The organism is Dactylosporangium roseum, from assembly GCF_025264685.1.
Classification (GTDB): Bacteria; Actinomycetota; Actinomycetes; order Mycobacteriales; family Micromonosporaceae; genus Dactylosporangium; species Dactylosporangium roseum.
The window spans coordinates 3,262,292-3,288,143 of sequence record NZ_CP073721.1 but is presented as its reverse complement, the minus strand read 5'-3'; the positions used below and the strand labels follow the sequence as shown (position 1 = coordinate 3,288,143).

Here is a 25,852-nt window from a genome sequence, read left to right as displayed (position 1 = left end):
CGAGCAGTACACGTCGGTGCGCTACCCCGGCGCGGTCACCGAGCCTGACACCGGTGGGCTGATCTCCGACGCCCAGGTGGCCGAAGCGCCGTACACCGCGTGTGAGTGCACGCCCTTCGACGTCCCCGATTGGGCTAGGGTGATCGCTGCCATTAGACTCTGATTCTAAACAGTTCGAGGAGACCATGTGTCCGGTTATGAGACCGAGGGTCGGGCGATGCGGGCCTTCGTCATTCCGTCACCGCAGTGCAGCTCCGTAGAGTTGGCGCGGGTTCCCGTACCGCGTATCGGACGTGAAGAGCTGCTCGTGCGGATCAAGGCGGTCGGGGTGGGCATCCACGACTCCTACTTCCTGCCGCCCGGCATCTCCTACCCCTTCCCGATTGGGATCGAGGCAGCCGGCGTCGTCGAGGAGGTCGGCAGCGCCGTGGCGGGGCACCAACCCGGCGACCGGATCGCATTCGTCAGCTCGATGCAGGTCAGAGGCGGGACCTGGGCGGAGTACGCAGCGGTCCGAGCCGACTCGCTGATCGTGCCGATCCCGGCGGGCCTCGACTTCGAGCAAGCCGCTGCCGTGCCGGTGGCCGGCAACACCACCTTGCGAGCCTTTCGCACATTGCCGCCGATCCAGGCCGGGGGATCGATCTTCGTGGCCGGAGCCTCGGGGGCGATCGGCACCTTCGCCGTACAACTTGCGCGAGCCAAGGGCTGGCAGGTCGCAGCCTCCGCCTCGCAACACAACCATGAGTACCTGGCCTCCCTGGGGGCAACCAAGATCGTCGACTACCACGACCGTAGCTGGCCCGACGAGATCCGCCGGTGGAGACCGGGTGGCACGGATGCGGCGCTGGCCATCCAGCCCAACACCACCGCCGACAGCCTCCGCGTGGTCAAGGACGGTGGCACGGTGATCACGATTTCCGGTGACCAGGTCGCCCCCACGCCCGGTGTGACAGTAGCGATGCCTTCCCACAGCATCAACGTCCGGGATGAGTTGGTGGCCCTCATGGAGCGGATCGCGTCCGGGCAGATGCGCCTCACGATCGAAAAGGTCTATCCCTTCGAGGACGGGCTAGAAGCATTGGCCAAGGTCCGGACCCGTCGTGCTCGAGGGAAGACCGTCCTGACACTCCGCTGATGCGGGATCCCGGTAGTACGGCCAAGTACTGGAGTGTCAACGCACTGGCCACTGAGGTTGGATTTCTCGTCGGTCCCCGTCCGCCGAACGATGGTAAGGCGCGGCCGGGTCGCGACTGGCGTGTCGGGATGGATGAAACCGTCGGGAAGCGACCTCGTCATGGGACGCAGCGCCGCGCGCCTGGGCCTCAAGGTTCGATCCGGGAGGCCGGGCTATGCCCCCTCAACCTAGGCTCGCCGTTGCTGCTACAACGAACAGCACACCCGCACCGTGCTACACGACGATGAGGACCACTTCGACCGGCACCGGCCGCCACCAGAGCCTGGATCAGCATCCACCCGACTACGACCCCGGCGTGGTCATCGCGATCGACAAGCCGATCCACCGGGCGACGGGTTCTCGGCGGCACGATCAACGAACACCGCCGAGCAGCTTGATCCACTCGCAAATCCCCAGCTCACAAGTGTGAGCACAGTTTTGGCCCGGTACAGGGCCCGCGACCTGCACGGATGTCATTTTCGGCAAGCAGAACGGGCGGGCCCCTCAATACCCGCTCACCGTCGAGGGTGCCCCTGTGCGAACCGCAGCGTGGTCTCGGCAACGCGTCGACCGAGGTGCTCAGCGGTGAGCAGGTCAGCTTTCGGGGGCGCCTGCTCAGGTCCGGCATCGACGTCCGACTGCGCGGCGGCACCCAGCCAGAACCCGAGCCGGTTCAGATCGTGCTCGGAGCCGGTCGCCGAGCAGTTCGCCGGCGGCAGATCGAGCGACACCCAGTGCATGCCGTGCTGGGCGGCGAAGAGCACCATCTGGATCAACGTCGCCAGCTTGTCGCCCGCCCGCGTGCCAGAGTTGGTGAAACCTGCCGCGATCTTGTCGCGCCACAGGTAGCCGTTGCGCATCACCGCGGCGGAACTGGCCTCTTGGAACTCCTTGAAAGCGGCCGATGGACCGCCGACGTACGTCGGCGCACCGAAGATGATCGCGTCGGCGGACGACAGTTCGGCCCACTGGTCCTTGGCCTCCTCAACGGTCAGCATGAGCGCCTCGACGTCCGATACCAGCTTGACCCCCGTCATGACCGCCTCGGCCTGCCGCTGAGTGTGGCCGTATTCGCTGTGGTAGACGATGACGATCCTGGTGCTCATGTGCAACCTCCTGTGCTGTGAACGTGCCACCCATCTGACGTCAGCGGTCAGGCAGAGGTGACCGGCCCGCACAGTGCGATGTCCAGTTGCTGGAGCCGGAGCGGGTCACCGAGCACCTCTATCGCGGCGATCCGATCGTCGTGGATCACGAACTGCAAGACGAACCGCAGCCGCCCCCGTGGCGCCACGACCGCGCCCACTTCGCCCTCAATGAGCGCGGGCTCAGCGAAGCGGGCCCGCCCGCCGTTCGTCAGCGTCTCCCCCGCGACCTCGCCAGCGCCGCGAACCTCCGCACGGGCACGCCGCCCCAGTGCGACCCGATCCGCCCGCCGTTCGACGCCGGGTGACAGCACCGCGATGAGGCCGTACAGGTCACCAGCACGCGTCGCGGCGAGAAACGCTTCGACGACCCTCCGGTGCCGCTCGACCTCGGAGGCCGGCAGCCTCGGCGCGCCGCGCACGCGTTGACGGGCACGGCTGGCCAACTTCTTCGTGGCATCCGGTGACCGTTCCACCACCTCTGCGATCTCGTCGAAGGGCACGGCGAACAGGTCATGAAGCACGAACGCGACACGTTCGGCAGGTGTCAACCGATTCAGAACCACCAGTAGGGCCAGCCCGATCGAGTCGGCCAGTTCGGCCGCCTCGGCCGGATCACTCTTCGCAGTGTCACCGGCAGGCGAGCCGGGACCGCCGACGTCAACGGGGACCTCGGGCCGGCGTCGGCGAGCACGGATCATGTCGAGACACACCCGGCCGACGATCGTGGTCAGCCACCCCGGCACATTCGCGACAACACTGACATCGCTGCGGCTCGCGCGCAGCCACGCCTCCTGGATCGCATCGTCCGCCTCATCCGACGAGCCCAGTATGCGCGACGCTACACCGCGCAGGTGGCCACGGAGCCGATGGAACTGATCGGCGAGCTGAAGATGGTCATTCATCGGTCACCTTTGGCTTCCTCTGAGCGTCATACCTGATCGAGGAGAGAGGTACGCCATGAGGACGAGGAGACAGCCGGTCCGACGACCATAACATTTCGGGTTTCGGGCAACGATCGAGGAGGCGCCGAGCGGCGGCCGAGGCCGAGCAGTTCGCCGTGGATGCGTTGGTAGCCCCAGCCGGGATCGTCTCGGGCCATCTGCTCGACCAGGGCGGCGATGGCCGGTCGATCGGCGGTGGTGGCACCTGCACGAAGTGGTGAGGCCAGCATCGACCGGTTGCCCGAGGCGCGCGGGCCGGCTTCCAGCCGCCCCTGGAACACGCCGACGATCTCGCCTGCGGCCAGGCGCTGCGCGAGGTAGCGGGCCGGATTCTCCGGGCGCGTCGCGGTCAGACCGCGGCGGGCGACGGTGCCCATTCGAGTCCGGGGAAGGCTGGCCCGAGATAGCAGATGCCTGAGACGTCCTGCGGCATGCGGCCGGTGGTGTCGGCATGGCGGGCGATGGCCCCGCCGATCGAGGGTGCCGGCGTCGCCGGGCGCCGACGGTACGTGGACTTCGTCGAACCAGCCGGCCTCGGCGATGCGGCTCACCGCAATGCAGTTGGCGGCCACGCCGCCGGCCAGGCACAGCAGGTCCGGCGTTCGTGGCGGGCACGTCGCGGCGATGCAGAGCGGGCTGAGCCGGGGATAGCGCCGGGAAAGCACCCACAGCGGAATCAGCATGGGGTCCAGGTAGAAGCCGGTGTCGGTGACGGCACCGCATGAGCGATCAGGTCCCCGGAACCGGGCCGGTTCACCGAGCGGGGCCAGGGCCATGACGGTGCCCTCCTCGTCCCCACTCCGGCAGCCCAGGTGCTCGGTGACCCCTACCGTAGACGTAGTCGAGGGTTGCAGGGTCGTCGATGGTCTGCAGATCGTGCAGTCGGCAGCGCCGTCAACGCGGTGGGCGCGACCGATCGTCGTGGTTTGGACCTCGCCGCGGCTGACGACGACCAGCACGGCGGCGGCGAACCCAGATGAGGCGTATGCGTGGAGGCCGTGGGCGCGATGGTGCAGGACCGGCCTGACTGTGGCGTTGGGGAAGCAGCGACAGCAGATCGGCGATCCAGCGCGGGTGCGGTCGGCGACGGTGATGAAGCTGCAGGCCCGGGGAATGGCCCGGCGACGGGTCGCCGGGGCGCGTAGGCCGGCCGGAAGCTCGTTGTCCAGACTGTCCGCGACGAACTTGCGACCACAGTGCAGCACCGCAGTCCCGGGCCGGACGGTCAGCTACGATGAACTGCTCTATCTGGAAGCCCTCCGTCTAGTGCGCCGGTGTCTTGAAAACTCCAGCTACAAACCGCTCCGGATCTGGTAGTGCGACATCGGCGTACACCATCGTATACACCTTCGCGCCCAGCCAACCGCCGAGTGTCAGGACTGTGGTGCCCCCAGAACCCACCCGACACCATCCTGTAGCCCACCGACCAACACCAAGATCAAGCGATCAGATTTCAGCAAACCACGCCGTCGAGCGACACAACCGGCGGTTCACTGCAAAACCAAGGCCGTGACAGCCACGTGCACAGACCCTGACCAGCAACTTAAGACTGGGGTCGTCATCGCCCCCAGCGGGGATCGCAACACGGCCCACGCGAGCGGGTCGAGGACCTCGTCGAGTCGTCATCGCCCCCAGCGGGGATCGCAACGTGCGGGTGTTCTGCATGATGTTCTGCTGCCGTTCGATGTCGTCATCGCCCCCAGCGGGGATCGCAACATGACGTGGCCAGGCTGGTCCTCGGGTGGCAGGTCGTCATCGCCCCCAGCGGGGATCGCAACAGCACGATCACGTCGGCCGTCATCCGGTCCTGGAGGTCGTCATCGCCCCCAGCGGGGATCGCAACACGCTCTGCGCGCCCACCTTGAACGGGCGAAGTGCGACGTCGTCATCGCCCCCAGCGGGGATCGCAACAATCCGGTGCTGTCGCTCATGGCGTCCCCCGTGCGGTCGTCATCGCCCCCAGCGGGGATCGCAACGTGTAGACCTGTGTTGAGGTCAGCGATTTGTGCCCCAAGTCGTCATCGCCCCCAGCGGGGATCGCAACCCGATGGCCGTCATGCCACACGCTCCAGGAGCGCGAGTCGTCATCGCCCCCAGCGGGGATCGCAACAAGGCGTGCTGCGGCAGGTTGTGGATCTGCGTCAGGTCGTCATCGCCCCCAGCGGGGATCGCAACATCTGCTTCGGAAGCCCCGCCACCTGCCACAGGTCCGAAGTCGTCATCGCCCCCAGCGGGGATCGCAACGTTTGCTGTGGGCTCGGGTGGCAAACGGGATGCCTGGTCGTCATCGCCCCCAGCGGGGATCGCAACAGCGGAACGCTGGCGACCCGCAGCCTGGGGCGGCGGTCGTCATCGCCCCCAGCGGGGATCGCAACCGCCGGTCGTCGACCCGATCGTCCTCGACAAGAGGCGTCGTCATCGCCCCCAGCGGGGATCGCAACAGGGTGTACGGACGTCGGCCGCCGACATCATCCGGGTCGTCATCGCCCCCAGCGGGGATCGCAACCCGAAGAGAAGATGGGGAAAATGAACGGCGTGTTGTCGTCGTCATCGCCCCCAGCGGGGATCGCAACGTCGCGGCAAGGACCCGATCCAGAGTGCGCACACGCGTCGTCATCGCCCCCAGCGGGGATCGCAACGCGTCACAATGTTCGGCACGTCCCGGTCGATTTGATGTCGTCATCGCCCCCAGCGGGGATCGCAACCACGTCTGGGGCCGGGCGAGTGGCATGTGCGGCGGTCGTCATCGCCCCCAGCGGGGATCGCAACAATGGTCGTCACCGGAGGATGCCGACCCGACCGATAGTCGTCATCGCCCCCAGCGGGGATCGCAACGAGGTCGAGCGGGACCAGGCGATGAAAAAGCGCGCCCGGTCGTCATCGCCCCCAGCGGGGATCGCAACGTGAGGACGTTCGGGACGGCGACGGTGCCGGGCATCAGTCGTCATCGCCCCCAGCGGGGATCGCAACGATGGCGGGCGCGGGTGGGCTGGGACGGCGGGCGGGTCGTCATCGCCCCCAGCGGGGATCGCAACGCAGGCCCCCAGCCGTCGACAACCGTCCGGGTGAACGAGTCGTCATCGCCCCCAGCGGGGATCGCAACAGGAACACATGGCCCGCGGTGGCCTCGCCCGGCAGGTCGTCATCGCCCCCAGCGGGGATCGCAACGTGGCGAACTCGGCGCTGCCCATCGCTGCGCGGAGTCGTCATCGCCCCCAGCGGGGATCGCAACCGCAACCCGATCATGTAGAGGGCCCACTTGCCGGCGGCCGGTCGTCATCGCCCCCAGCGGGGATCGCAACCTCACCCGCTGGTCGCGCACCCACGGCGACGACGCCCGGTCGTCATCGCCCCCAGCGGGGATCGCAACGCGACGCATGGCCGCTGGTCGGCCCCGGTGACCGCGAGTCGTCATCGCCCCCAGCGGGGATCGCAACGCGACGCATGGCCGCTGGTCGGCCCCGGTGACCGCGAGTCGTCATCGCCCCCAGCGGGGATCGCAACACGAGGACGGCATCCCACGATGCTGGACCGCGGCCCGTCGTCATCGCCCCCAGCGGGGATCGCAACAGCGCCTTCAGCCCGTCTGCGAGCCGTCGCAGGTCGCCGGTCGTCATCGCCCCCAGCGGGGATCGCAACGTGCTCTCTGTCATGCGTCGAGTCCTGCTGAAGCCGTCGTCATCGCCCCCAGCGGGGATCGCAACTTCGTCGCCCCGTTTCCAGCCTCGGCATCCCCTGCCGTCGTCATCGCCCCCAGCGGGGATCGCAACGCGAGCGGGCGGGCCTGCCCGCAGCCGATGCACACGCGTCGTCATCGCCCCCAGCGGGGATCGCAACATGCGTCGGATGCGGTAGCAGGCCGGCGGCAGGTCTGGGGTCGTCATCGCCCCCAGCGGGGATCGCAACGGGATCACGGCGGCTGGGCCGGGGACGCATACCTGGTCGTCATCGCCCCCAGCGGGGATCGCAACGCTGGAACTCGGCCATGGCCGATTGGCTGAGGGCCGTGTCGTCATCGCCCCCAGCGGGGATCGCAACAGGTTCATTGCCTCGTTGAACAGCCGGTCAAACCCGTCGTCATCGCCCCCAGCGGGGATCGCAACAGGCGCTATTCACCGGGGCCGAGCAGCCGAAGCCCGCCGTCGTCATCGCCCCCAGCGGGGATCGCAACACGTCGAACGCGTCCGGGCCGTTGAACCTGTCCGGCGTCGTCATCGCCCCCAGCGGGGATCGCAACGCCTGGACGAGCGCGACGCCGGCGGTCGCGAGAGGTCGTCATCGCCCCCAGCGGGGATCGCAACTCAGCACGTCGGCGCCGGTCGACCAACCGCGAGGGTCGTCATCGCCCCCAGCGGGGATCGCAACACGCGGAGGCCGGCTCGCCGGCGTCCACCGCTTGTCGTCATCGCCCCCAGCGGGGATCGCAACACGCGGAGGCCGGCTCGCCGGCGTCCACCGCTTGTCGTCATCGCCCCCAGCGGGGATCGCAACACCAGGCACGCCCGGATCCGCGGGCTGGTGACACTGGGTCGTCATCGACCCCAGCGGGGATCGCAACAGAAGACCGGCGCCGCGGTCCAGACCGTGAAAGCCGGGGTCGTCATCGCCCCCAGCGGGGATCGCAACATCGCCGAGGCGCCGCGGGCGTCCCCGCCACCCCGGTCGTCATCGCCCCAGCGGGGATCGCAACGTGCCGAAGTAGGCGACGGGGCCGCGGTGGCTGCCCGTCGTCATCGCCCCCAGCGGGGATCGCAACATGCGCGGCGGGACGTAGCCGTTCCACATATCGACGTCGTCATTTTGAATGTCGGGCAACACGCTGTCCCGAACCGCACTGAACACTTCCCTACAGCGCCGTCGGTCGGAGTGGCGGTACCTGGGTATCTGATCGGATCGTGGGGTGTGATTGCTGTCGATGGGCAATGCTAGTGGCGATCTGTTGGTCGATGTGCCGATGCAGAGTGAGCAGATTGCCTGGTTGATCCGGGCGTCCGAGCTTGCAGGCGGTTGCGGCGGCGACGGCGTGGTGGAGGAGGGTGCTGACGTCGCGCGGGAGGGCTGCGTGTTCGGCGGGAGTGAGGTGCCATGCTCGGGTGAGGGCGTCGGTGGCATCGGCGACGACGGTGTCCGGGTCCGGGTGGGCGCCGTGCGTGATCGGGGCGTGGTCGCGGGCTTTGTTGAGGATGAGCAGAATGCGAGCGGCGTGTGCCTCGCGGGTACGCAGCTTGGCGACATCGCCGAGGTCTTTGCGGAACTTGCGATATGTGGCGCCGGGCCGTTGGCGGGGGGCCGTGCCGTTGGCGGGGGGTCGGGTCGTGGGCGGCGCGGCGGCGATGGAGGCTTCGAGGGTGTCGGCGGCCAGGACGAGCAGGCGGATGCGGTCGGCCGGGTTGGTGGTCTGGGCAAGTGTGGCGTTGACCAGTTCCAGTCGTTGCACGGCCATGCGTCGGGTACGACCGGTCCGGTCCGACGTGGGCGCCGGGTCCGGGGAGGGCCATCGGTCGTGGCGGTTGGGGTTGGGGTTGCGGCTGGCGAAGGCGGCGGCGAGTCGGTGGGCGTTGTCGGTGATGGCGGGGTCGATGGCGGATGCGGCTAGTAGGCGCCAAGCGACGTCGAGTTCGAGGTTGTTGAGGGCTTCGCGGGCGGCAACGAGTAGGGCGAGGTCGCCGTCCGTGAGGGCGGGCCAGAGGTAGACGTCGGTGTGGGCGGTGGTGGCTGACGGTTCGGCGTTTTGGCGGACGAAGAGGGGAATGCCGTGTTGTGCGCCGATACGGCGCAGGACGCCGAGCAGGGCGAGCAGGACGGGTTTCGGTCCGGTGGGGATAAGCAGGAGCGCAGCCGTGTCGGGGGTGAGGTGTTCGGTGATCGCGTGCTCGACGGCGTCCATGTCGGCAGGGGCCGAGGCGTCGACGGCGTAAGCGGTGGCGTGATGTCCACCGCTGGTGAGGCGGTCCGCGTCGTCGTCAGCGCGGCCGAGGCTACCGTGGTGACCGGGCGTACCGAAGATGACGGCTCGCATGGCGGGTTGGTCGGTGTCGATGTGCTCGAGGATGGCGGTGGGGAGTCCGTCTCGCAGCAGGCGTTGGCCGATGGTCGTGGCGTGCTGGTCGGTGCGGTTGCCGGCGAACCAGACGGTGACGACGGTGTGGGCTGGCGTGGTGGGTGGTTCGGGGAGTCCAGCGTCGCGCCGGCCGGTGCCGTCGGTGTGGAAGCGGTCAAGGTAGGCGCCGACCACGGCGGCGTCGTCTTGGCTGGGTGGGCGAAGGTTGTGGCTGCCGTTGCCGATGTTCCGCAATGCAGTAGCGACGTCGCCGAACAGCCATTTGTATGAGGGCAGGCCGACGGCGGCGCGGATAAAGAAGTCTGTGCTGCGGCCTTTTTCGATGCGGCCGAGCAGTACGCCCAATGACGGGCCGCCGCCGTTGGGGTTGGCGACCCTGCGGAGCAGGTCGTGGGCGTCCGGGTGGGTGCGTTGGTCGGCGGTGAGGAGTTCTTCGTAGCGGCTGGTGATGTAGCGACGGACCGTGAGGCTGGCGGTGCCGTCGCGGCGGACGACAGCGTCGGCCAGGAGGGCGCGTAGGGAGGAGCAGTCGCGGGCCTGGAGCCCGGCGCGGTGGCGGTCGGCGGCAGCGTGAACGAGGGCGTGCTGGGCCGGGGTGAGGTTGATGGTGGCCTGGTCGCCCTTGGCGAGTACGTCGAGGGCGGCGAACAGCCGCCAGCGGACGAGCACGGCGGCGACGGGGTCGGCGCCGAGGTTCTGCAGGGGGTCGACGGTCCGGTAGTCGCCCGGGCACTGGTCAGCATGAGCTGCCAGGGGATACCGGCGTGGGACAGCGCGGTCAGGGTGCTCATGGTGACGGCGGCGGCGCCGGTACCCCAGGTGGCGTAGGCCTGCTCGTAGCGCGGTGCGTGGGCCAGGTAGTCGGCGAGCGTGTCGGCGATCGGGGTTTCGGTGAGCCCGGGGATGGCCAGCGCGGTGATGGTACGGGCGGGTGTGCCGGTGCGGTTGAGGGCACGAGCGAGGGTTTGCGCGGGGTTACGTCACTTCGGTTGTTGTGGTGAGGCATACGCTGCTGCAGTGGCTTCGGGTGCGGATTGGGACGGATCTACGGTGCTCAATCTGACGCAGCATGTAGTGCGGCTGGTGGGCACGGGAGCGACGGTGGAGCTGCGTCCAGCGGGGCCGGCGGCGCGGCTGATGCTGGAGCCGGATCGGGATGACGGGGTTTTGCGCGTCGGTCCGTTGGTGGTGCCGTTGAAGCGGACTGCGGCGTCGTCGCAGGTGGTGGGAGTGCCACCGCGGCGGCCGGGGGCGTGGTTGATCGTGGCACGTGTGGTGGCGGAGGCGCTGCCAGATCGGGACGATCTGCTGTATCCGCATGACATGGTGCGCAACGCCGCCGGGATGGTGGTGGGGTGCCGTTCGCTGGCCCGACCGATGCGTCCGGATGCCGGCTAACCGGCGGGTGCTGGCGCGGGTCGTCTGTTCGGCTGTTCGCTGGTGGTTGATCGTCTGTGAGGACGGGATGATCGATCGATTCGTTCCGCAACTTTTGTAGTTGAACGACTTCCATACATATCTATACTGCAGCGATGCATGTCTTTCCGGCCGCGATCCCGTCCGCGGAGGCCCCCCGCGTCGACGTGGTCGAGGTCCGGGTGGCGCGGAAGGTGGCGCCGCTGTTCGGGCTGGGCGCCGACCTGGAGCCTTTCCGCCGGACGTGGGTATGCGACTACACGCAACTGTCGTTGGCCGAGATCGGTCGGGGTGCACCGTTCCCGGACCGGGCCACGCGTGCGCGGTGGGACGCCGAGCCACCGCCCGGCGCCACACCGGCCGACGGTGGCGCTGGATGGGCTTGGTCGGGTCGGGCGGTGTGGTCGGGGGCAGGCACCCTGCCGGGGGCGTTGAGCAACGCGACGCTGAACCGGTACGGGCCGGACACCAAGGCAGCGGTGGTGCTGTCGGCGGCGAACCGGCTGTTACGCGGACCAAGCGCCGCGGTTGCCGCGGCCGCGCGCTGGCTGGCGGAGACCGGGTGTGATGCTGAGGTGCGTCTCGCGGTGTGGGCCGGGCTCGTGCTGGAGGTGTATCGAGCCCAGCCGGCGCTGGTCGTCGCGGCGGTCCAGGCCCGGCAGGTACAGCGGTCGCTGTCGGCGCGGTGGGGGGGTCAGGTGGACCCGGCCGGCGTTACCGCGGCTGGCGCGCCGTGCGAGATCGGCCCGCCGTCCGGTCGCGGAGACCAGGACGAGACGGCAGCGCGGTGGCGACCGACGGACTTCGACCTCGTCGATGCGACACTGCCGGCGCTTCGGCTGGCCGACGACAGTCCAATCGGGCCGGGTCTGGTGACGTCCGACGCGGTCGACGACATGGCGTCGGCCTGGTGTCACCGCTTACTGGGGATCGGCCGGCCGGGGCGTGGCGTGCTGTGGCTGATCGAGGAACCGGGCGGGGCCCGGCGCGTGCAGGCGATGGTCCGGGTAGGTGCGGTGGTCGCGCCGTTCGTGGCGGCCACGCTTGGCGGCACCGTGGCCGCCGACCGGGCCGGGCCCCCGCCGCTGCCGGTGCTGCCCGAGCCGGCAGTGCTGGCTGCGATACCGCGGCTGCACCAGCGGGCGCATCTGCTGGCGGCGCATGTGGCCGCCTCCTATGTGCGCTACCGGGATGAGTGGCTGCTGGCCTGGCCACAGTTGCGGGCGCGGACCGCTCAGCTAGTCGCTGACGCGGTCGGGCGGTGCGCCAACGTCCTGGACGCCGACGATCCTGTGCCTGTCCAGTTGACAGCCTATGCGGCATATCTGCGCGTGTGGGACGGGCCCCGCACCTCACCGGGTCAGCACGCTAGCGACGCTGCTGGGCTGTCGGCGGTGGCGGCGCTGGTCGCCTCGCAACAGCAGGTGGCCGGCGCGTGGCGAGCTGGACGGCTGGATCCCGGGGCGGCTACATATCTCCTCGAACTCGGCGTGGTCGCGTTGGATGATGCGGCCCGGCACGGCGACGACGGTGCAGTGTCGGCGTGGGCGTCGATCGGGCGGTGGTGGCCGGTGATCCTGCAGGCTCGTGGCCTCGGCCAGCAGCTCGCGTCGATCGAGACGGTCAGTGACGCCCAGGCGTTTCACTTGCACCACTACGCGGCCTGGTTGGCCACCGGGCGGCGGTGCGCCGACCTGCAGCGGGCGCTGATGGTGCAGGAACGGGTCGCGCAGGTGCGGGCCGCGGTGGCCCGTGGGGAGCCAGCCGGGTTCGCCGCGAAGTCCGCGGCGGCGCGGGCCGGGCACGAACTGGCCGCTGAGATCGCCACCGACCTTGCGCTGGCCACGTCCGCCCGGCAGCGTACCGTGCGGCTGCACGCCGTGCACACCGCCGCACGGTACGCGCGGGCAGTGCTGGCCGATCCGAGCATGCGCGGGTTGTTGCTGCAGGCTGGGTCACAGCCAGCGGCGGCGCGGGCCGCGACGGCCGTCGCCCGGGCACTGAGCGTAGCGGTAGCACACGGCGTTGCGCTGGACGCGGACGAACTGGCCGAGGCGCTGGCGTTGATCGACGCGGTGCTCGCGGCGCGCGACGGCGACCCGGCGATGGTGGCGCTGTGTGGCTGGCGCAGCGACCTGGTCGCCCCCGACACGGGGTACGGCGTGACGCCGGCACGCCAGCGCGAGCGGGTCACCGACCCGGTGATCACGGACCCGGCCTGCGAACTCTCCCGAGGACGCGGCGGCTCAGCGAGAGGACAGCGATGAGTGACCGGCACTGGGTGCTGATCGGGACCGGAGGGAAGCAGCGGTACATCTTCGGCAGCAGTCGGCTGCGGCACGCGGTCGGCGCGTCCCAGCCGGGCCCGCCGCCGGCTGACCGCGCAGCTCGGGGAGGACCTAGTCGTGTCGGCCCACCTCGACGAACTCGTGCACAGCGGCCGGATCGCGGTGGTACACGCCGACGGCAACGGCGTCGGTGACCTGTTCCGCGGGTTCCTCACCCACGTATGGCACGCCGACGCCGAGCCGGGTAGCGCCGGCCCTACCTGCCAGACCAACCCCTAACCGGTCGCGAGCCGAGACCTGGCGGCCGTCCACCGGCCGGCGGCGCTGGCCGAAGGGGTGACCCTCGTCGGCATCGTCGGTGAGCAGCCGGGCGCTCCGATCGGCGTCCCCGCCAAAGCCCACGGCAGTCAGAGTGATCAACACACCCGTTCAACCACTGAACGCTCAAGAAAGGAAAGCGGTGCGCCTTCGTATCGAGGTCATGACGACAGCATCCGAGCTGCCCTGGCCGCGGGTGCTGGCGCCGGGGCGGGGCCTGGCTTACAACCTGCTCGCGGCGACCGCCGACGAACTGGCACAACAGCTACATTCGGCGGGGTGGGGCCCGTTCGGGATGGTCCCATTCGGGTATTGCCCGCCTACGTTTCCCCGCGCGCGCCGCCGATCGGGAACGTATGCGGTCGGGGGTACCGGTTTTGTCGAATTGGGTAGCCCACTGCCGTCAGTGATCCACGCATGGATAGCGGCGCTGCAGCACCGGGACGTCATCGACTGGGGCGGAGTCGCGCTGCACGTAACCGGCCTGTCGATGATGGAGCCTCCCGAATTCGACTCTGGGCGGGCCCGGATGCGCACGGAGACGCCAGTGGTGTTGAAGGTCCCACCGTCAAGCCAGTTGCCGGGCCAGACGTGGCTCCTGCCGGCCGAGCCGCAGTTCCCGGAAATGTTCAACAACAACCTGATCCGCAAGGCGCAGACGCTCGGTCTTCACCCGGACATCGAGCTGGACGAGATCATGTGGGTCGGGCCGAAGCGGTCATTCGCGGTCGGTCGCGGGGCCAAACCGGGCGCTGCGGTTGAGGTCGTGCTGTCCGGCGCTCCCGAGACGCTGCGCGCGCTCTGGTCGTGGGGCCTCGGCCAGGCGAACTCGGCGGGGTTCGGATGGATAGGCACGTTCCGGTGATCCTGACGGCGCATCCGCTGCAGCGGATCGGGGCATACGCGCTGGCGTGCCTTGCCGGAATCGAGCGACCGGATGGTGCCGCCGGGCTACCTGACCCGCATGGATTGGATGTCGCCGGGTTCGAGGCGGCGGTGGCGGCGATGACCGAGGACGCGGTGCGGGCGGCGCTGGTCCGGGACACCAAGACCGCTGTGGGCTTCTTCCTCAAGTGCTCCTTGTCGTTCTTTCCGAACTCGAAGATGAACCATCACAGCAACGCCAAACGTAGCGATGATGAGATCGCCGAGCGGGTCCGAGCCTGGCGGAAGCCACGACCGCCGATGCAGAGCGGTTCGGGCGTTGTCGGATGTGTGCTCTGTTCCCAGCCGGCGGCGGGATTCTTCGGCAAGGCCGACGTGCCGCTCGCGGAAAGCGATCTGTACCGCAACACCACGCCGCGGGGACACGAGGGGATGGCGTTGTGCTGGGCGTGCCTGTGTTGTTTCTATGCGTTGCCGTACGGTTCGTGGTTGACCGGCGGACCGAGCATTGCGGTGCATAGCTGGGACGAGGATTTCCTGGCCTCGACGGTGGCAGCACAGGTACGGCTGACCCGGCAGGTGGTTGAGATCGGTTCGGCTGCGGCGCGTGCGTTGCAAGCGCGGGAGGTGTTGGCGCTGCGGGCGTTGCGCGGGCATCAGCACGAGTTAACCGCTGGGGTCGAGTTGCTCGTGTACGGCAACAACAACCGGGGACCGGTCCTGGAGGTGTACGGGCTGGACCATGCGTTGGCGGAGTGGCTTCGGCGCACGTCGCAGCGCAGCGGGCTGCGGCGTGGGTTCAGGGCGTTGCTGCGCGCCCACCGCACGGCCAGGGAGCCGGGATACGTCGGGCTGGCGCGCAATGCGTTTCGTTCCCCGCAGCGCATTCCCGGGGCATGCGCGGCGTGGCTGGCTACCGCAGTCCTCCGTTCGGGTTGTGCGGAGCGTGGGGATGAGGCCGTCGCCCTGGCTGGACTATGTTTCGACTACGCGGACAAGGTGATGCTGATGGACAAGGATGACCTCGACGAGATCCGAGCGACTGGACGACGGATCGCGACGCTCCTGCGAGGGGAGACGAGTTCGGGCAGGTTGCGGGAGTTCTATGCCAGGTTCAAGGATTCGGGCCGGCTGCGGTCGTGGCTGCAGCGCAGCGCCGTGGAGTGGCTGGGCAGGCCTCGCGACGGTCAGGACGGACCGCTGGTGAGTACGCGGGGCTTCGCGTTGTTGTTCGATCCGGACTTCGACAACCCGGCGTGGTTCCATCGGCAGATGCTGCTGGTCGCGGTCACCGAGGAGTTGTTCCGTCAGGGCTGGCGGCCCGAGGCAGGCTCCGACGACGGCACCGAGGAACTGCCGGAGCTGGATGTGCAGGACAACGAATTCGTCGGTGACGCCGGGAGGGATGAACGGTGACGTATCTGGTGGGCAAGCTGGTCCTGGGTGTGGTGGCCGGGGCGCCGAACAACGGCCTGGGTGAGGACAATGTTGCGCGGGCCAAGCAGATGCGCGTCGGGCGGGATACCTACCCGTACGTATCGGCACAGGCGTTCCGGCGATGGCTTCGGGACTCGATGCCGGCCGACGAGCCCCGTTCGGAGGTGACGCGTTCGGGCTCCGGGGCCAAGCAGCAGGCGTACACGGCGGGCCGTCCGGACAAGTTCATCGATGACGATGTGTTCGGGTACATGGTGGCAGTCAAGAAGGAGAAGGACCAGCCGTCAGGGACTTGCCAGCGAGACACGGTACTGGCCACCGGCACGTTCGTGGCGGTGGCGCCGCGCCGTCCCACCCAGGACTTCGGCACGATGAGCCGAGGATTCGGGGTCGGCGAGAACCCGGTCATCCACGAGCACGAGTTCTACTCCGCGGAGTTGGCCGGCGATGTACTGCTGGACCTGCCTCGGATCGGGGTGTTTGAGACGGCGGGGTCCGGGCTGAAGGTGGCGCTGACCGCCGCGGCGGCGCAGCAGGCTCGGACAGGTGGGGCCAGTGACACCACGTTGCGTGGTAACGCGGCGGTGGCGTTGCCGCTGGCGGAGCGGCGCCGCCGGGCCGCGGTGATCCTGCGGACGCTGGCCGAGGTTCGTGGCGGCGCCAAGCAGTCACTGCACTACGGCGACCGGTCTCCGGCGCTGCTCGTGCTCGCTCCGATGCGCGGCGGCGTCAACCCATTCACTCGGGTGCTGGGGGTACGTGACGCGCACACCGTGTTCCGCACGGAGGTACTGCGGGAGGAATTGCGGGCCTGGTCGGACGAGCTCGACGGGCCGATGCTGCTCGGGTGGGCGCCTGGGTTTCTGGGCGAGCAGCGTGAGCGTGCCCGTGACGACCTGGCCGACCTGATCAAGGGCGGGACAGTGCTGTTGGAGCACCCCCGGACGCTGCTTCGCAACCTGGCCGAGCGGGTCGCCGCGGGTGAGCACGACGCCTGGTTCGCCGACCAGGGGCAGGGTTGACCACGGTGCACCCATCGGCCACGCACGGTGCCGGCACAGCCGACGGGCGGATGGCGCTGGAGGTGACCGTGACCGCGCCGGTGGTGTCGTTCCGTAACCCGCTGTACGCCAGCGTGCAGGTCTGCCTGCCGTGCCCGCCACCGGCCACCGTCGGAGGGATGCTGGCAGCGGCTGCGGGTGGCTGGGCGCAGGTGGATCCCGGGCTGCGGTTCGCGATGGCTTTCCACGCTCGCGGCCAGGGAACGGACCTGGAGACGTACCACCCGCTGGAGGCCAGCGGCAAACGCACCGACCCAACCCCGCGTGACCGGGCGTTCCTCGCCGATGTGACGTTGACGATCTGGCTCCTGGACGGCGTCGACGGCTGGGCGGCGCGGCTGCGCCGGCCGGTATGGCCGCTACGGCTCGGCCGGAGCCAGGACCTGGTCGGGATCAGTATCCGCGCAGTGGATCTGGTCGGGGGGCCCGGCCGGCAGGGTGCCGCGATCCTGCCGGCCACCGCCGGTGGCCAAGGTGTGCGGCTGCGGCTGCCGACCGCGGTGTCGACCGACCGGGCCCGTACCCGCTGGGACGACTACCGGTTCGATCCGCTCGCCCGCGCCGCCGACAGCGTCGGCGAAGGCTGGTGTGACCCGCAAGGGCGGGCGGTGGTCCTGCTGCCGCCGGTCCACCCGAGCCGGGCCGAGCCGTGATGCGTGGGACCGCCCCGGCGGTGTTCGCCAAGAGCGCCCAGCACGGGCGGGCGCCCGAACTGCTGACCGACCATCTGCTGGCCACCCGGGACGCGGTCCGGGAGCTCCGCCGAAGGACGGGCGCCGTGGCCGCCGCAGCCGTAGTACCGACCGGGTTGTGGCCGGTCGCCGAGATCGCCGCGCTGGCGCACGACCTGGGTAAGGTCGCCCGCGGGTTTCAGGACATGCTGACCGGCCGGACCCGTTCCTGGGGGCACCGCCACGAACTGCTGTCTTTGGGGTTCCTGCCCGAGCTACTGTCCAATGCCGATCAGCGGCTGTGGGTCGCCTCCGCAGTGATTACCCACCACCGGTCGCTGACCGAGCCAGCCCTGTCCGGACCCGGCTCGTCGATCACCGCCATGTACACCGGCATGACCGTGGACGACCTGCGCGAGGATCTCGGGGACATCGACGACGCCGCGGTCGGCGCGATGCACGCCTGGCTGTCCGGGATGCTCGCCACCCCATCCGGCATCGGCGGGACACCGGCCCCGTCCGCTGCTGCTCTGGTCGCGGCGGCCCACGCCGAGCTGAGCCGGCTCCGCCAGCAGTGGCGGCACCCGGTCGATCCCGGCACCGGCCTGGCCGCGGTCCTGCTCCAGGGTGCGCTGACACTGGCCGACCACCTGTCCTCGGCCCACGCCGCCCTGCACCAGCACCAACCCATCGGCACCGGCCTGACCGACCGGCTCACCCGGCACTTCGGGACCACGGACTGGCTCCGCCCCCACCAGCGAGACTGCGGCGAGGTCGACGGGCACCTGCTGCTGCGCTCTCCCACCGGCTCCGGCAAGACCGAGGCGGGCCTGCTCTGGGCCGTCCGGCAGGTCCACGCCCTGGCCGAGGGCACCGGCGCTGTCCCCCGCGTCGTGTTCACCCTGCCATACCTGGCCTCGATCAACGCCATGGCCACCAGGCTCGGCGAGCTGGTCGGCGACCCGGAATTGATCGGCGTGGCGCATTCCCGGGCCGCGTCCTACCACCTGGCCGTTGCCTCCGACACCGATGACGGGCCGGCATCCCACGCGGCCGCCCGCAAAGCCGTGTCCCGGGCCGCGGCCACCAGCCTGTTCCGCGAAACCGTGCGCGTGGCCACCCCGTACCAGCTACTGCGGGCCGCGCTCGCCGGTCCCGCGCACGCAGGCACACTCCTCGACCTGACGAACTCGGTCATCATCCTCGATGAACTGCACGCCTACGACACCACCCGCCTGGGGTACATCCTGGCCAGCGCCGCCCTTTGGGATCGGCTCGGCTGCCGTATCGCAGTCCTCTCGGCAACCCTACCCACCGCCCTCGCCGACCTGGTCGGCGCCACCCTGCACACGCCCGTCACCGCCGTCATCGGCCCGGCCGGCCCGCCCCGGCACCGCATCCGGCTGCACGAGCACCCGCTGACCCACCCGGTCACCGTCGCCGAAATCGGTGCCCGGCTCGCCGCCGACGAGTCCGTCCTGGTCGTGGCCAACAACGTCGCACACGCCCAGGCCCTGTACGACGTCCTCGCCCCGCCGGTGCGGGCCCGACACGGCGAGCCGGCCGCAGTCCTGTTGCACTCACGGTTCACCCGAGGCGACCGCAACCGCATCGAACAGGCTCTGACCGACCGGTACCGCGCCACTCGACTGCCGCGTCCACCCGGGCTCGTCGTGGCGACCCAGGTCGTCGAGGTCAGCCTCGACATCGACCTGGACGCCCTCTACACCGCCGCTGCACCACTGGAGGCGCTGCTGCAACGCTTCGGCCGGGTCAACCGCCGCGGCAAACGGCCGCCGGCCGACGTGGTCATCTGCCCGCCCGGGTACGGGTCACGACGCGGCGACCGGTCCGGACGCGAGTACGCCGACGGCGTGTACGAGGCCGAACCGGTCCGGCTGGGCTGGCAGATCCTCACCCGCCACGACGGACAGCCGGTTGACGAGACCGCCGCGACCGGCTGGCTCGACGAGATCTACACCTCCGGCTGGGGCCGTACCTGGCACACCGAGGTGGAGCGCGCCAGGCACAGATTCACCACAGACTTCCTGACCTTCGACATGCCCTTCGCCGGCCGTGAACACCTCGAAGACCGGTTCGACGCGCTGTTCAACGGGACCGACGCCATCCTCGCCCGTCACCGCGACAGCTACGCCGACCTGCTCACCGAACACCCCGACCGCGCCGGGCGACTGCTCGGCGAGCAGTACCTGATCCCCCTGCCGGACTGGGCCAACGGCATCGCCACCTACGACAAGCACCTGCGGGTGCGCGTCATCGACGGCGACTACGACGACGAACGCGGGCTACTCGCCGTCCGGCCCGTCGCCGGCACCGCCGTGTACACACCCGGGGAGGTGCTGTGATCCAAGCCGAGGACGTCGGCGGAGTCCACATTAAATACCTGTACCACTGCCATCGACAGCTCTGGCTCTACGCCCGCGGCATCCGGCCCGAACACCTCAACGCCGCCGTCCAACTCGGCGAGGCCGTCCACGACACCTCGTACACCAGGACCAGCCCGGTCGACCTTGGCGCCGCCCGCCTCGACCACATCGACGGCCGACACTGGGTACACGAGGTCAAATCCTCCACCAGAACCTCCGACGCCGACCGCGCCCAGGTCATCCACTACTGCTACCGGCTACACGACATCGGCATCCCCGCCGAAGGCGGAATCCTGCACTACCCCAAGACCCGGCGTACCACCAGGATCCGGTACGACGAGCAGGCCGCAACCCAGGCAGTAGCCGACATCGGCGCCACCCTCGCCGTCGTCGCCGCACCAGACTCCCCACCCCGGCTCACCCGCACCGCCTGCCGCGGCTGCAGCTTCCTCGACTACTGCTGGAGCGACTGATGCCCGCAGCCTCCCGCACCTACTGGCTGACCACACCCTGCCGGATCCGCCGCAAGGACCAGACCCTGCTCATCGAACGAGAATCCGGCGACCGAGTCCACATCCCAGTCACCGACGTCCGCGACATCGTCGCCTGTGCCGCCGTCGACATCAACACCGCTGTCGTCTCACTGCTCAACAGCCACCGCATTGACGTCCATCTGCTCAGCCACTACGGCGACTACGCCGGCTCCCTGCTGACCAGCGGCACCAGCACCTCCGGACAGACCGTACTCGCCCAAGCCCAGCTCGCCAACGACCCGGACGCCAGCCACCAGATCGCTACCGACCTGGTCCTGGCCACCGCGTTCAACGTCCGTCGCGTCATTGACCGCACCCTGCTCACCTACCCCTATGACAGCCTCCGCAGACAGGTCGCCGCAGCAGCCGGTACCGAAGCGCTGATGGGCGCCGAGGGAACATTTCGCCGAGCCGCCTGGGCCGTGATAGACACCCGCCTGCCCGAATGGCTCCAGCTCGGCGGCCGCAGCCGCCGACCGCCGAGAAACGCCGGGAACGCATTCATCAGCTATACCAACGGCATCACCTACGCCCGTGTGCTGACCGCCCTACGGCTCACCCCGCTCCACACCGGCATCGCATTCCTGCACTCCACCATGGAACGGCAGCGGCATTCCCTCGTGCTCGACCTGGCCGAGGTCTTCAAACCGCTGTTCGCCGAGCGGCTCCTGCTCCGGCTCGCCGGACGTGACCAGCTCAAACCCCACCACTTCGACACCGACACCAATCAGGCCATGCTGTCCGAGGCCGGCCGGAAGATCGTTGTCCAGACTGTCCGCGACGAGCTTGCAACCACAGTGCAGCACCGCAGCTTAGGTCGGGCGGTCAGCTACGATGAACTGCTCTATCTGGAAGCTTTGCGCCTAGTGCGCCGGTGCCTTGAAAACTCCAGCTACAAACCGTTCCGGATCTGGTGGTAGACACCGTTGTACACCATCGTCGTCTACGACACCGCCGCCGAACGCAACCCCGCCATCCTGCGGACCTGCCGACAATACCTACATCATGTGCAGCGCAGCGTCTTCGAAGGCGAGCTCAGCCCGGCCCAGCTCAAACGGTTCCGGGCAGCGGTCGAAGCCGGCATCGACCGCAGCTACGACAGCGTGCTGGTGTACACCTTCCCGCCCGGCACAACCGCGGTCCGGCAGGACTGGGGCGTTCCCCAGAACGCACCCGACACCATCCTGTAGCCCACCGACCCAACACCAAGATCAAGCGATCAGATTTCAGCGAACCGCGCCGTCGAGCAACACAACCGGCGGTTCACTGCAAAACGAAGGCCGCGACAGCCACACGCACAGACCCTGACCAGCAACTTAAGGCTGGGGTCGTCATCGCCCCCAGCGGGGATCGCAACCCCGCCGACGGTGCGGTACGTGTCGACCGGGAAGTCGTCATCGCCCCCAGCGGGGATCGCAACAGCTCGCCGCGGATGGCGAGCGTAAGGGTGTGCAGGTCGTCATCGCCCCCAGCGGGGATCGCAACATCAGCCGGGCGTACCGCTTGGCGAGGGCGACCGGTCGTCATCGCCCCCAGCGGGGATCGCAACATCGGCTCGATCTCAACAAACCAGGCGCGCGCCGCCGGTCGTCATCGCCCCCAGCGGGGATCGCAACTCGACGGCCTCGACCACGGCGTCACGCCACTGGTCGGGTCGTCATCGCCACCAGCGGGGATCGCAACATCTGTAGGCCCGCGATCTCGAACGCCCACACCACGTCGTCATCGCCCCCAGCGGGGATCGCAACCTGTACAGCGACGCCGCCCGGCTCAGCCTGGCGAGGTCGTCATCGCCCCCAGCGGGGATCGCAACTCTAGTTCCGGGCGCGGCCTGCTCAAGGGCGCCAGTCGTCATCGCCCCCAGCGGGGATCGCAACGTGCGCCGGAAGCCTGGCCCGAAGCCGGGCACGAAGAGTCGTCATCGCCCCCAGCGGGGATCGCAACATGGTGTCCTCGTCCCACGCGTCGGGCCCGTTCCAGTCGTCATCGCCCCCAGCGGGGATCGCAACTCGGGCTTGACGTGCGTTGCTGTTGTCATGATCTCTGGTCGTCATCGCCCCCAGCGGGGATCGCAACGCGTAGATCGCGTCGAGGTGCGGGCGGATCGACCGCAGTCGTCATCGCCCCCAGCGGGGATCGCAACTCGCAGACCCCGTCGATTACGGCCCGATCTGCGCAAGTCGTCATCGCCCCCAGCGGGGATCGCAACCGCGCAGCACTCGAGGCGGCTCACCACCGATCAGGTCGTCATCGCCCCCAGCGGGGATCGCAACTACCGGAGGACCGTCATCCCACGGCAGACCGGACGGGTCGTCATCGCCCCCAGCGGGGATCGCAACGCGTAGGGCTGGTCCCGCGTCGGGCGGCGCACGAGCCGTCGTCATCGCCCCCAGCGGGGATCGCAACCTGACCTGGCGGAGTACCCGGAGTCGCTGGACGGGACCGGTCGTCATCGCCCCCAGCGGGGATCGCAACCACTGAACACCGGATCCGGGTTGCTCCACGCCTGCCCCGAGTCGTCATCGCCCCCAGCGGGGATCGCAACATAAACCCTGTGAACCGGGCCGGCGGGACCGTCACGGTGGTCGTCATCGCCCCCAGCGGGGATCGCAACCCTGCCACAGGATGGACGTAGCGAGTGCGCCCCCGAGGTCGTCATCGCCCCCAGCGGGGATCGCAACGCAGTTTGAACGCCGTGCTGGTGTGGGCGCCGAGGTCGTCATCGCCCCCAGCGGGGATCGCAACGCTGGCCCGTCGCCGACATCGCCGCCGAGATCGGCATCAGGTCGTCATCGCCCCCAGCGGGGATCGCAACATGAGCGTCCAGTGGGTCAGGATTTCCGCCCAGTCGTCATCGCCCCCAGCGGGGATCGCAACAGGGCGATGCGGCCCTTCGCACCCTTGAACACGGCCTGTCGTCATCGCCCCCAGCGGGGATCGCAACTTCTCGCCGGCGCCATCGTCGCCGTGGTGCTCGAACAGGTCGTCATCGCCCCCAGCGGGGATCGCAACCGCCAGATAACCTCGCCGGCAAAATCAGACGCCGCGGTCGTCATCGCCCCCAGCGGGGATCGCAACACCAGATCGCCAAGGAACTCGCCGAGATCGTGGACCTCGCGTCGTCATCGCCCCCAGCGGGGATCGCAACGTGAATTTGCTGCCCGCCACGGTGTTGGTCGGCGTCGTCATCGCCCCCAGCGGGGATCGCAACTCGGGTCGTTCGGGTCCATCACCACCCGCCCGTTCGAGTCGTCATCGCCCCCAGCGGGGATCGCAACACCCGCAGCGTCGCCTTGTGGCCGCAGCGGGCCGCTACCGGTCGTCATCGCCCCCAGCGGGGATCGCAACCGTCGGCCCACCACAGCAGCACCGTCGCCACCAGGTCGTCATGTCGTCATCGCCCCCAGCGGGGATCGCAACATGAACCCCAGGTATCGAGATAGGCGCGTATCGTGAGTCGTCATCGCCCCCAGCGGGGATCGCAACACGGATGGAAGCAGCAGGCCAACGATGCGGCCAAGTCGTCATCGCCCCCAGCGGGGATCGCAACCGGCCGAGACGGACGCCGCCGCCACCCTGATCCGGGTCGTCATCGCCCCCAGCGGGGATCGCAACGGTTCGCGCCGAGGGCAGCCTCAACAGTGATCGGGTCGTCATCGCCCCCAGCGGGGATCGCAACCGCACAACCCAGTGGCGGACAGGGATGGGTCGATCGGTCGTGTCGTCATCGCCCCCAGCGGGGATCGCAACGTGACGGTGAGCGCGTGCTGCCGGGTTGGACGCCCGTCGTCATCGCCCCCAGCGGGGATCGCAACATCCGCACGTCGGTCACGTGAACCACTCCTGCCAGACGTCGTCATCGCCCCCAGCGGGGATCGCAACATGTCCAACGGTGCGCCCAATCGCGACGCGTCGAGTCGTCATCGCCCCCAGCGGGGATCGCAACTCGGCCCTGGCCGGCGGCGCACCTAGACGCCCGGGTCGTCATCGCCCCCAGCGGGGATCGCAACGTCGTACCAGGCCGTATAGACGCGCTCCTGCGCGGCGTGTCGTCATCGTCGTCATCGCCCCCAGCGGGGATCGCAACTTGGTAGCGATGAATATGACGCCACCCGGCGATCTGAGTCGTCATCGCCCCCAGCGGGGATCGCAACACCTGCTCACCACACCCGAACGCACGTACGGCGTCCGCGTCGTCATCGCCCCCAGCGGGGATCGCAACCCGGCGACGACGGCGTCGAGGGTGCCGCGGGTGAGGGGTCGTCATCGCCCCCAGCGGGGATCGCAACCTGGTCAGCCCGCAGCTCGACGAGCAGACGATCACCGTCGTCATCGCCCCCAGCGGGGATCGCAACAGGACGGCACCCCCGCCAAAGCCCTGCACGACGCCTTGTCGTCATCGCCCCCAGCGGGGATCGCAACTTGCCGAGCATCCGCCACGAGCTCGCCCGGGTGGTGTCGTCATCCCCTCCCTGCGGGGATCGCAACATGACGAGACCCATGCGCGTTTGGATGCTGCGACGACGAGTCGTCATCGCCCCCGCGGGGATCGCAACTTCACCGGCGGCGTGACGTACCGGGCGATCGCGTGCGACGGGTCGTCATCGCCCCCAGCGGGGATCGCAACACGACGACGCGGAAGCAGTCCCCCTGGGACCCGGTGTCGTCGTCATTCATGCCGAGCGCGAAGCCCACCCGGGTCACCCGGGTTGGTTCTGCCAGGTCGCAGGCCGTGGGCTGGGAGCACTCGTCGGCGCATCTTGCTCCGGGCTTACGCCCACAGCCGTGGCCGTAGCGCCGTGGCTCGCCATTGACGACGTCGCGGAGCCGGCGGTGTTCGGTCGGCCACCGGCCTGCGAGCATAGGTCACGTGTGGGGATGGCCGGTGATGCCGTCCAAGATGGTGGTCAGGTTGTCGTTGAAGGTTTCCTCGGCGTTGAGGTGGACGCCGTCGAGGACGAGCCGGGCGACGGTGGGATAGCGGCCCGTTTTGAGCATGCGTGTCAGGTAGGGTCCGAGGCTGGCCTGCCAGGCGGTCACGTCGGTGCCGGTGGAACGGGCGGTGCGTCGCTCGGTGACCTCCCTGCGGAGCGCTCCGACGATGAAGGCGTTGAGGGCGCCCAAGGCCCGCTGGAGGTCGTCGAGGTTGCGTACGCCAGGGGCCTGGCTGAGCGCCGCCGCGGTGGATTCGCCCACGGCGAGCGCGTGAGGTCCCAAATGTGGCCTTCCGCCGAGCAGGTCGGAGAACCACTCATGCGCAAGGGCGGCGTCACGGGTCCGGTGAACGAGGGCCAGTACCGTGGCGCGCCACTCGGAGTGCTGGCCGGCCTCGGCGATCTGGGCATAGACGGCGTCGACCATCAGATCGAGCAGTTCGGACCTGTTGATCACGTAGTCGTAGAGCCGCATCGGACCGACGCCGAGCTCTTTGGCGATCTTGCGCACCGACAGTCCGTCGAGGCCGTGCTCGTCGGCGAGGCGGATCGCCGTAGCGGCGATCTTCGCGCGGCTCAGCGGCACCGGCGCCGC

General features: G+C 69.2%; 17 protein-coding genes, 2 CRISPR repeat arrays and 1 riboswitch. Of the genes, 12 read left to right on the top strand and 5 right to left on the bottom strand.

What is annotated here, in order from left to right; all coding sequences use genetic code 11:
• Positions 1-217: 217 nt before the first annotated feature.
• Positions 218-1,138, top strand: a complete 921-nt coding sequence (locus tag Drose_RS15240; protein WP_260728859.1) for an NADP-dependent oxidoreductase — start codon at positions 218-220, stop codon at positions 1,136-1,138.
• A gap of 101 nt (positions 1,139-1,239) precedes the next feature.
• Positions 1,240-1,331, top strand: a riboswitch (ZMP/ZTP riboswitch).
• 361 nt (positions 1,332-1,692) lie between these two features.
• On the opposite strand, the gene Drose_RS15235 is transcribed toward Drose_RS15240, so the two are convergent.
• The 4 genes from Drose_RS15235 to Drose_RS15220 all read right to left on the bottom strand — a co-directional run bounded on the left by Drose_RS15235 (position 1,693) and on the right by Drose_RS15220 (position 9,996).
• Complete coding sequence (locus Drose_RS15235; RefSeq protein WP_260728858.1) at positions 1,693-2,283, bottom strand: flavodoxin family protein; 591 nt, start codon at positions 2,281-2,283, stop codon at positions 1,693-1,695.
• A gap of 47 nt (positions 2,284-2,330) precedes the next feature.
• Positions 2,331-3,227, bottom strand: a complete 897-nt coding sequence (locus tag Drose_RS15230; RefSeq protein ID WP_260728857.1) for a sigma-70 family RNA polymerase sigma factor — start codon at positions 3,225-3,227, stop codon at positions 2,331-2,333.
• Between the two features lie 26 nt (positions 3,228-3,253).
• Entirely contained in the window at positions 3,254-4,225 is a 972-nt protein-coding gene (locus tag Drose_RS15225; protein WP_260728856.1) for a carbamoyltransferase N-terminal domain-containing protein, read from the bottom strand.
• A gap of 595 nt (positions 4,226-4,820) precedes the next feature.
• A CRISPR array of direct repeats spans positions 4,821-7,892; the repeat unit is 30 nt; unit sequence GTCGTCATCGCCCCCAGCGGGGATCGCAAC.
• A 220-nt stretch (positions 7,893-8,112) separates the two neighbouring features.
• Positions 8,113-9,996, bottom strand: a complete 1,884-nt coding sequence (locus Drose_RS15220) for a hypothetical protein (RefSeq protein WP_260728855.1) — start codon at positions 9,994-9,996, stop codon at positions 8,113-8,115.
• 381 nt (positions 9,997-10,377) lie between these two features.
• Between Drose_RS15220 and Drose_RS15215 the strand changes: the two genes are divergently transcribed.
• The 11 genes from Drose_RS15215 (at position 10,378) to cas2 (ending at position 21,513) form a co-directional block, all read left to right on the top strand.
• Positions 10,378-10,725, top strand: a complete 348-nt coding sequence (locus Drose_RS15215; RefSeq protein WP_260728854.1) for a hypothetical protein — start codon at positions 10,378-10,380, stop codon at positions 10,723-10,725.
• Between the two features lie 134 nt (positions 10,726-10,859).
• Positions 10,860-13,010, top strand: a complete 2,151-nt coding sequence (locus Drose_RS15210; protein ID WP_260728853.1) for a hypothetical protein — start codon at positions 10,860-10,862, stop codon at positions 13,008-13,010.
• Positions 13,011-13,148: 138 nt separating this feature from the next.
• Positions 13,149-13,310 (top strand): hypothetical protein, encoded by a 162-nt coding sequence (locus tag Drose_RS15205; protein ID WP_260728852.1) that lies wholly within the window; start codon positions 13,149-13,151, stop codon positions 13,308-13,310.
• Between the two features lie 133 nt (positions 13,311-13,443).
• Positions 13,444-14,214, top strand: a complete 771-nt coding sequence (locus Drose_RS15200; protein ID WP_260728851.1) for a CRISPR-associated endoribonuclease Cas6 — start codon at positions 13,444-13,446, stop codon at positions 14,212-14,214.
• The gene (locus Drose_RS15195) at positions 14,211-15,650 is read left to right on the top strand and encodes a hypothetical protein (RefSeq protein WP_260728850.1); all 1,440 of its coding nucleotides are present in this window, start codon (positions 14,211-14,213) and stop codon (positions 15,648-15,650) included. Before Drose_RS15200 ends, Drose_RS15195 begins: the two co-directional genes overlap by 4 nt.
• Entirely contained in the window at positions 15,647-16,693 is a 1,047-nt protein-coding gene (cas7i, locus tag Drose_RS15190; RefSeq protein ID WP_260728849.1) for a type I-B CRISPR-associated protein Cas7/Cst2/DevR, read from the top strand. Before Drose_RS15195 ends, cas7i begins: the two co-directional genes overlap by 4 nt.
• A 5-nt stretch (positions 16,694-16,698) precedes the next feature.
• Positions 16,699-17,385, top strand: a complete 687-nt coding sequence (gene cas5, locus Drose_RS15185; protein WP_260728848.1) for a CRISPR-associated protein Cas5 — start codon at positions 16,699-16,701, stop codon at positions 17,383-17,385.
• Positions 17,385-19,769: a CRISPR-associated helicase Cas3' gene (cas3, locus tag Drose_RS15180; protein WP_260728847.1), complete on the top strand. Its 2,385-nt coding sequence runs from the start codon at positions 17,385-17,387 to the stop codon at positions 19,767-19,769. The genes cas5 and cas3 overlap by 1 nt, the downstream gene beginning before the upstream one ends.
• Positions 19,766-20,263, top strand: a complete 498-nt coding sequence (locus Drose_RS15175) for a CRISPR-associated protein Cas4 (protein ID WP_260728846.1) — start codon at positions 19,766-19,768, stop codon at positions 20,261-20,263. Before cas3 ends, Drose_RS15175 begins: the two co-directional genes overlap by 4 nt.
• Positions 20,263-21,243: a CRISPR-associated endonuclease Cas1 gene (gene cas1, locus Drose_RS15170; RefSeq protein ID WP_260728845.1), complete on the top strand. Its 981-nt coding sequence runs from the start codon at positions 20,263-20,265 to the stop codon at positions 21,241-21,243. The genes Drose_RS15175 and cas1 overlap by 1 nt, the downstream gene beginning before the upstream one ends.
• Positions 21,244-21,249: 6 nt before the next feature.
• Positions 21,250-21,513, top strand: coding sequence for a CRISPR-associated endonuclease Cas2 (gene cas2, locus Drose_RS15165; RefSeq protein WP_260728844.1), 264 nt, complete (start codon positions 21,250-21,252; stop codon positions 21,511-21,513).
• Positions 21,514-21,650: 137 nt separating this feature from the next.
• Positions 21,651-24,745: a CRISPR direct-repeat array (repeat unit 30 nt; unit sequence GTCGTCATCGCCCCCAGCGGGGATCGCAAC).
• A 444-nt stretch (positions 24,746-25,189) separates the two neighbouring features.
• On the opposite strand, the gene Drose_RS15160 is transcribed toward cas2, so the two are convergent.
• Positions 25,190-25,768: a TetR/AcrR family transcriptional regulator C-terminal domain-containing protein gene (locus Drose_RS15160; RefSeq protein WP_260728843.1), complete on the bottom strand. Its 579-nt coding sequence runs from the start codon at positions 25,766-25,768 to the stop codon at positions 25,190-25,192.
• Positions 25,769-25,852: the final 84 nt, after the last annotated feature.

Bases quoted from the DNA above. Each gene is read 5' to 3' on its own strand.
- Drose_RS15235 (WP_260728858.1), bottom strand. From the start codon at position 2,283: ATGAGCACCAGGATCGTCATCGTCTACCACAGCGAATACGGCCACACT.
- Drose_RS15210 (WP_260728853.1), top strand. From the start codon at position 10,860: ATGCATGTCTTTCCGGCCGCGATCCCGTCCGCGGAGGCCCCCCGCGTC.
- cas3 (WP_260728847.1), top strand. From the start codon at position 17,385: ATGCGTGGGACCGCCCCGGCGGTGTTCGCCAAGAGCGCCCAGCACGGG.
- Drose_RS15230 (WP_260728857.1), bottom strand. From the start codon at position 3,227: ATGAATGACCATCTTCAGCTCGCCGATCAGTTCCATCGGCTCCGTGGC.
- cas1 (WP_260728845.1), top strand. From the start codon at position 20,263: ATGCCCGCAGCCTCCCGCACCTACTGGCTGACCACACCCTGCCGGATC.
- Drose_RS15240 (WP_260728859.1), top strand. From the start codon at position 218: ATGCGGGCCTTCGTCATTCCGTCACCGCAGTGCAGCTCCGTAGAGTTG.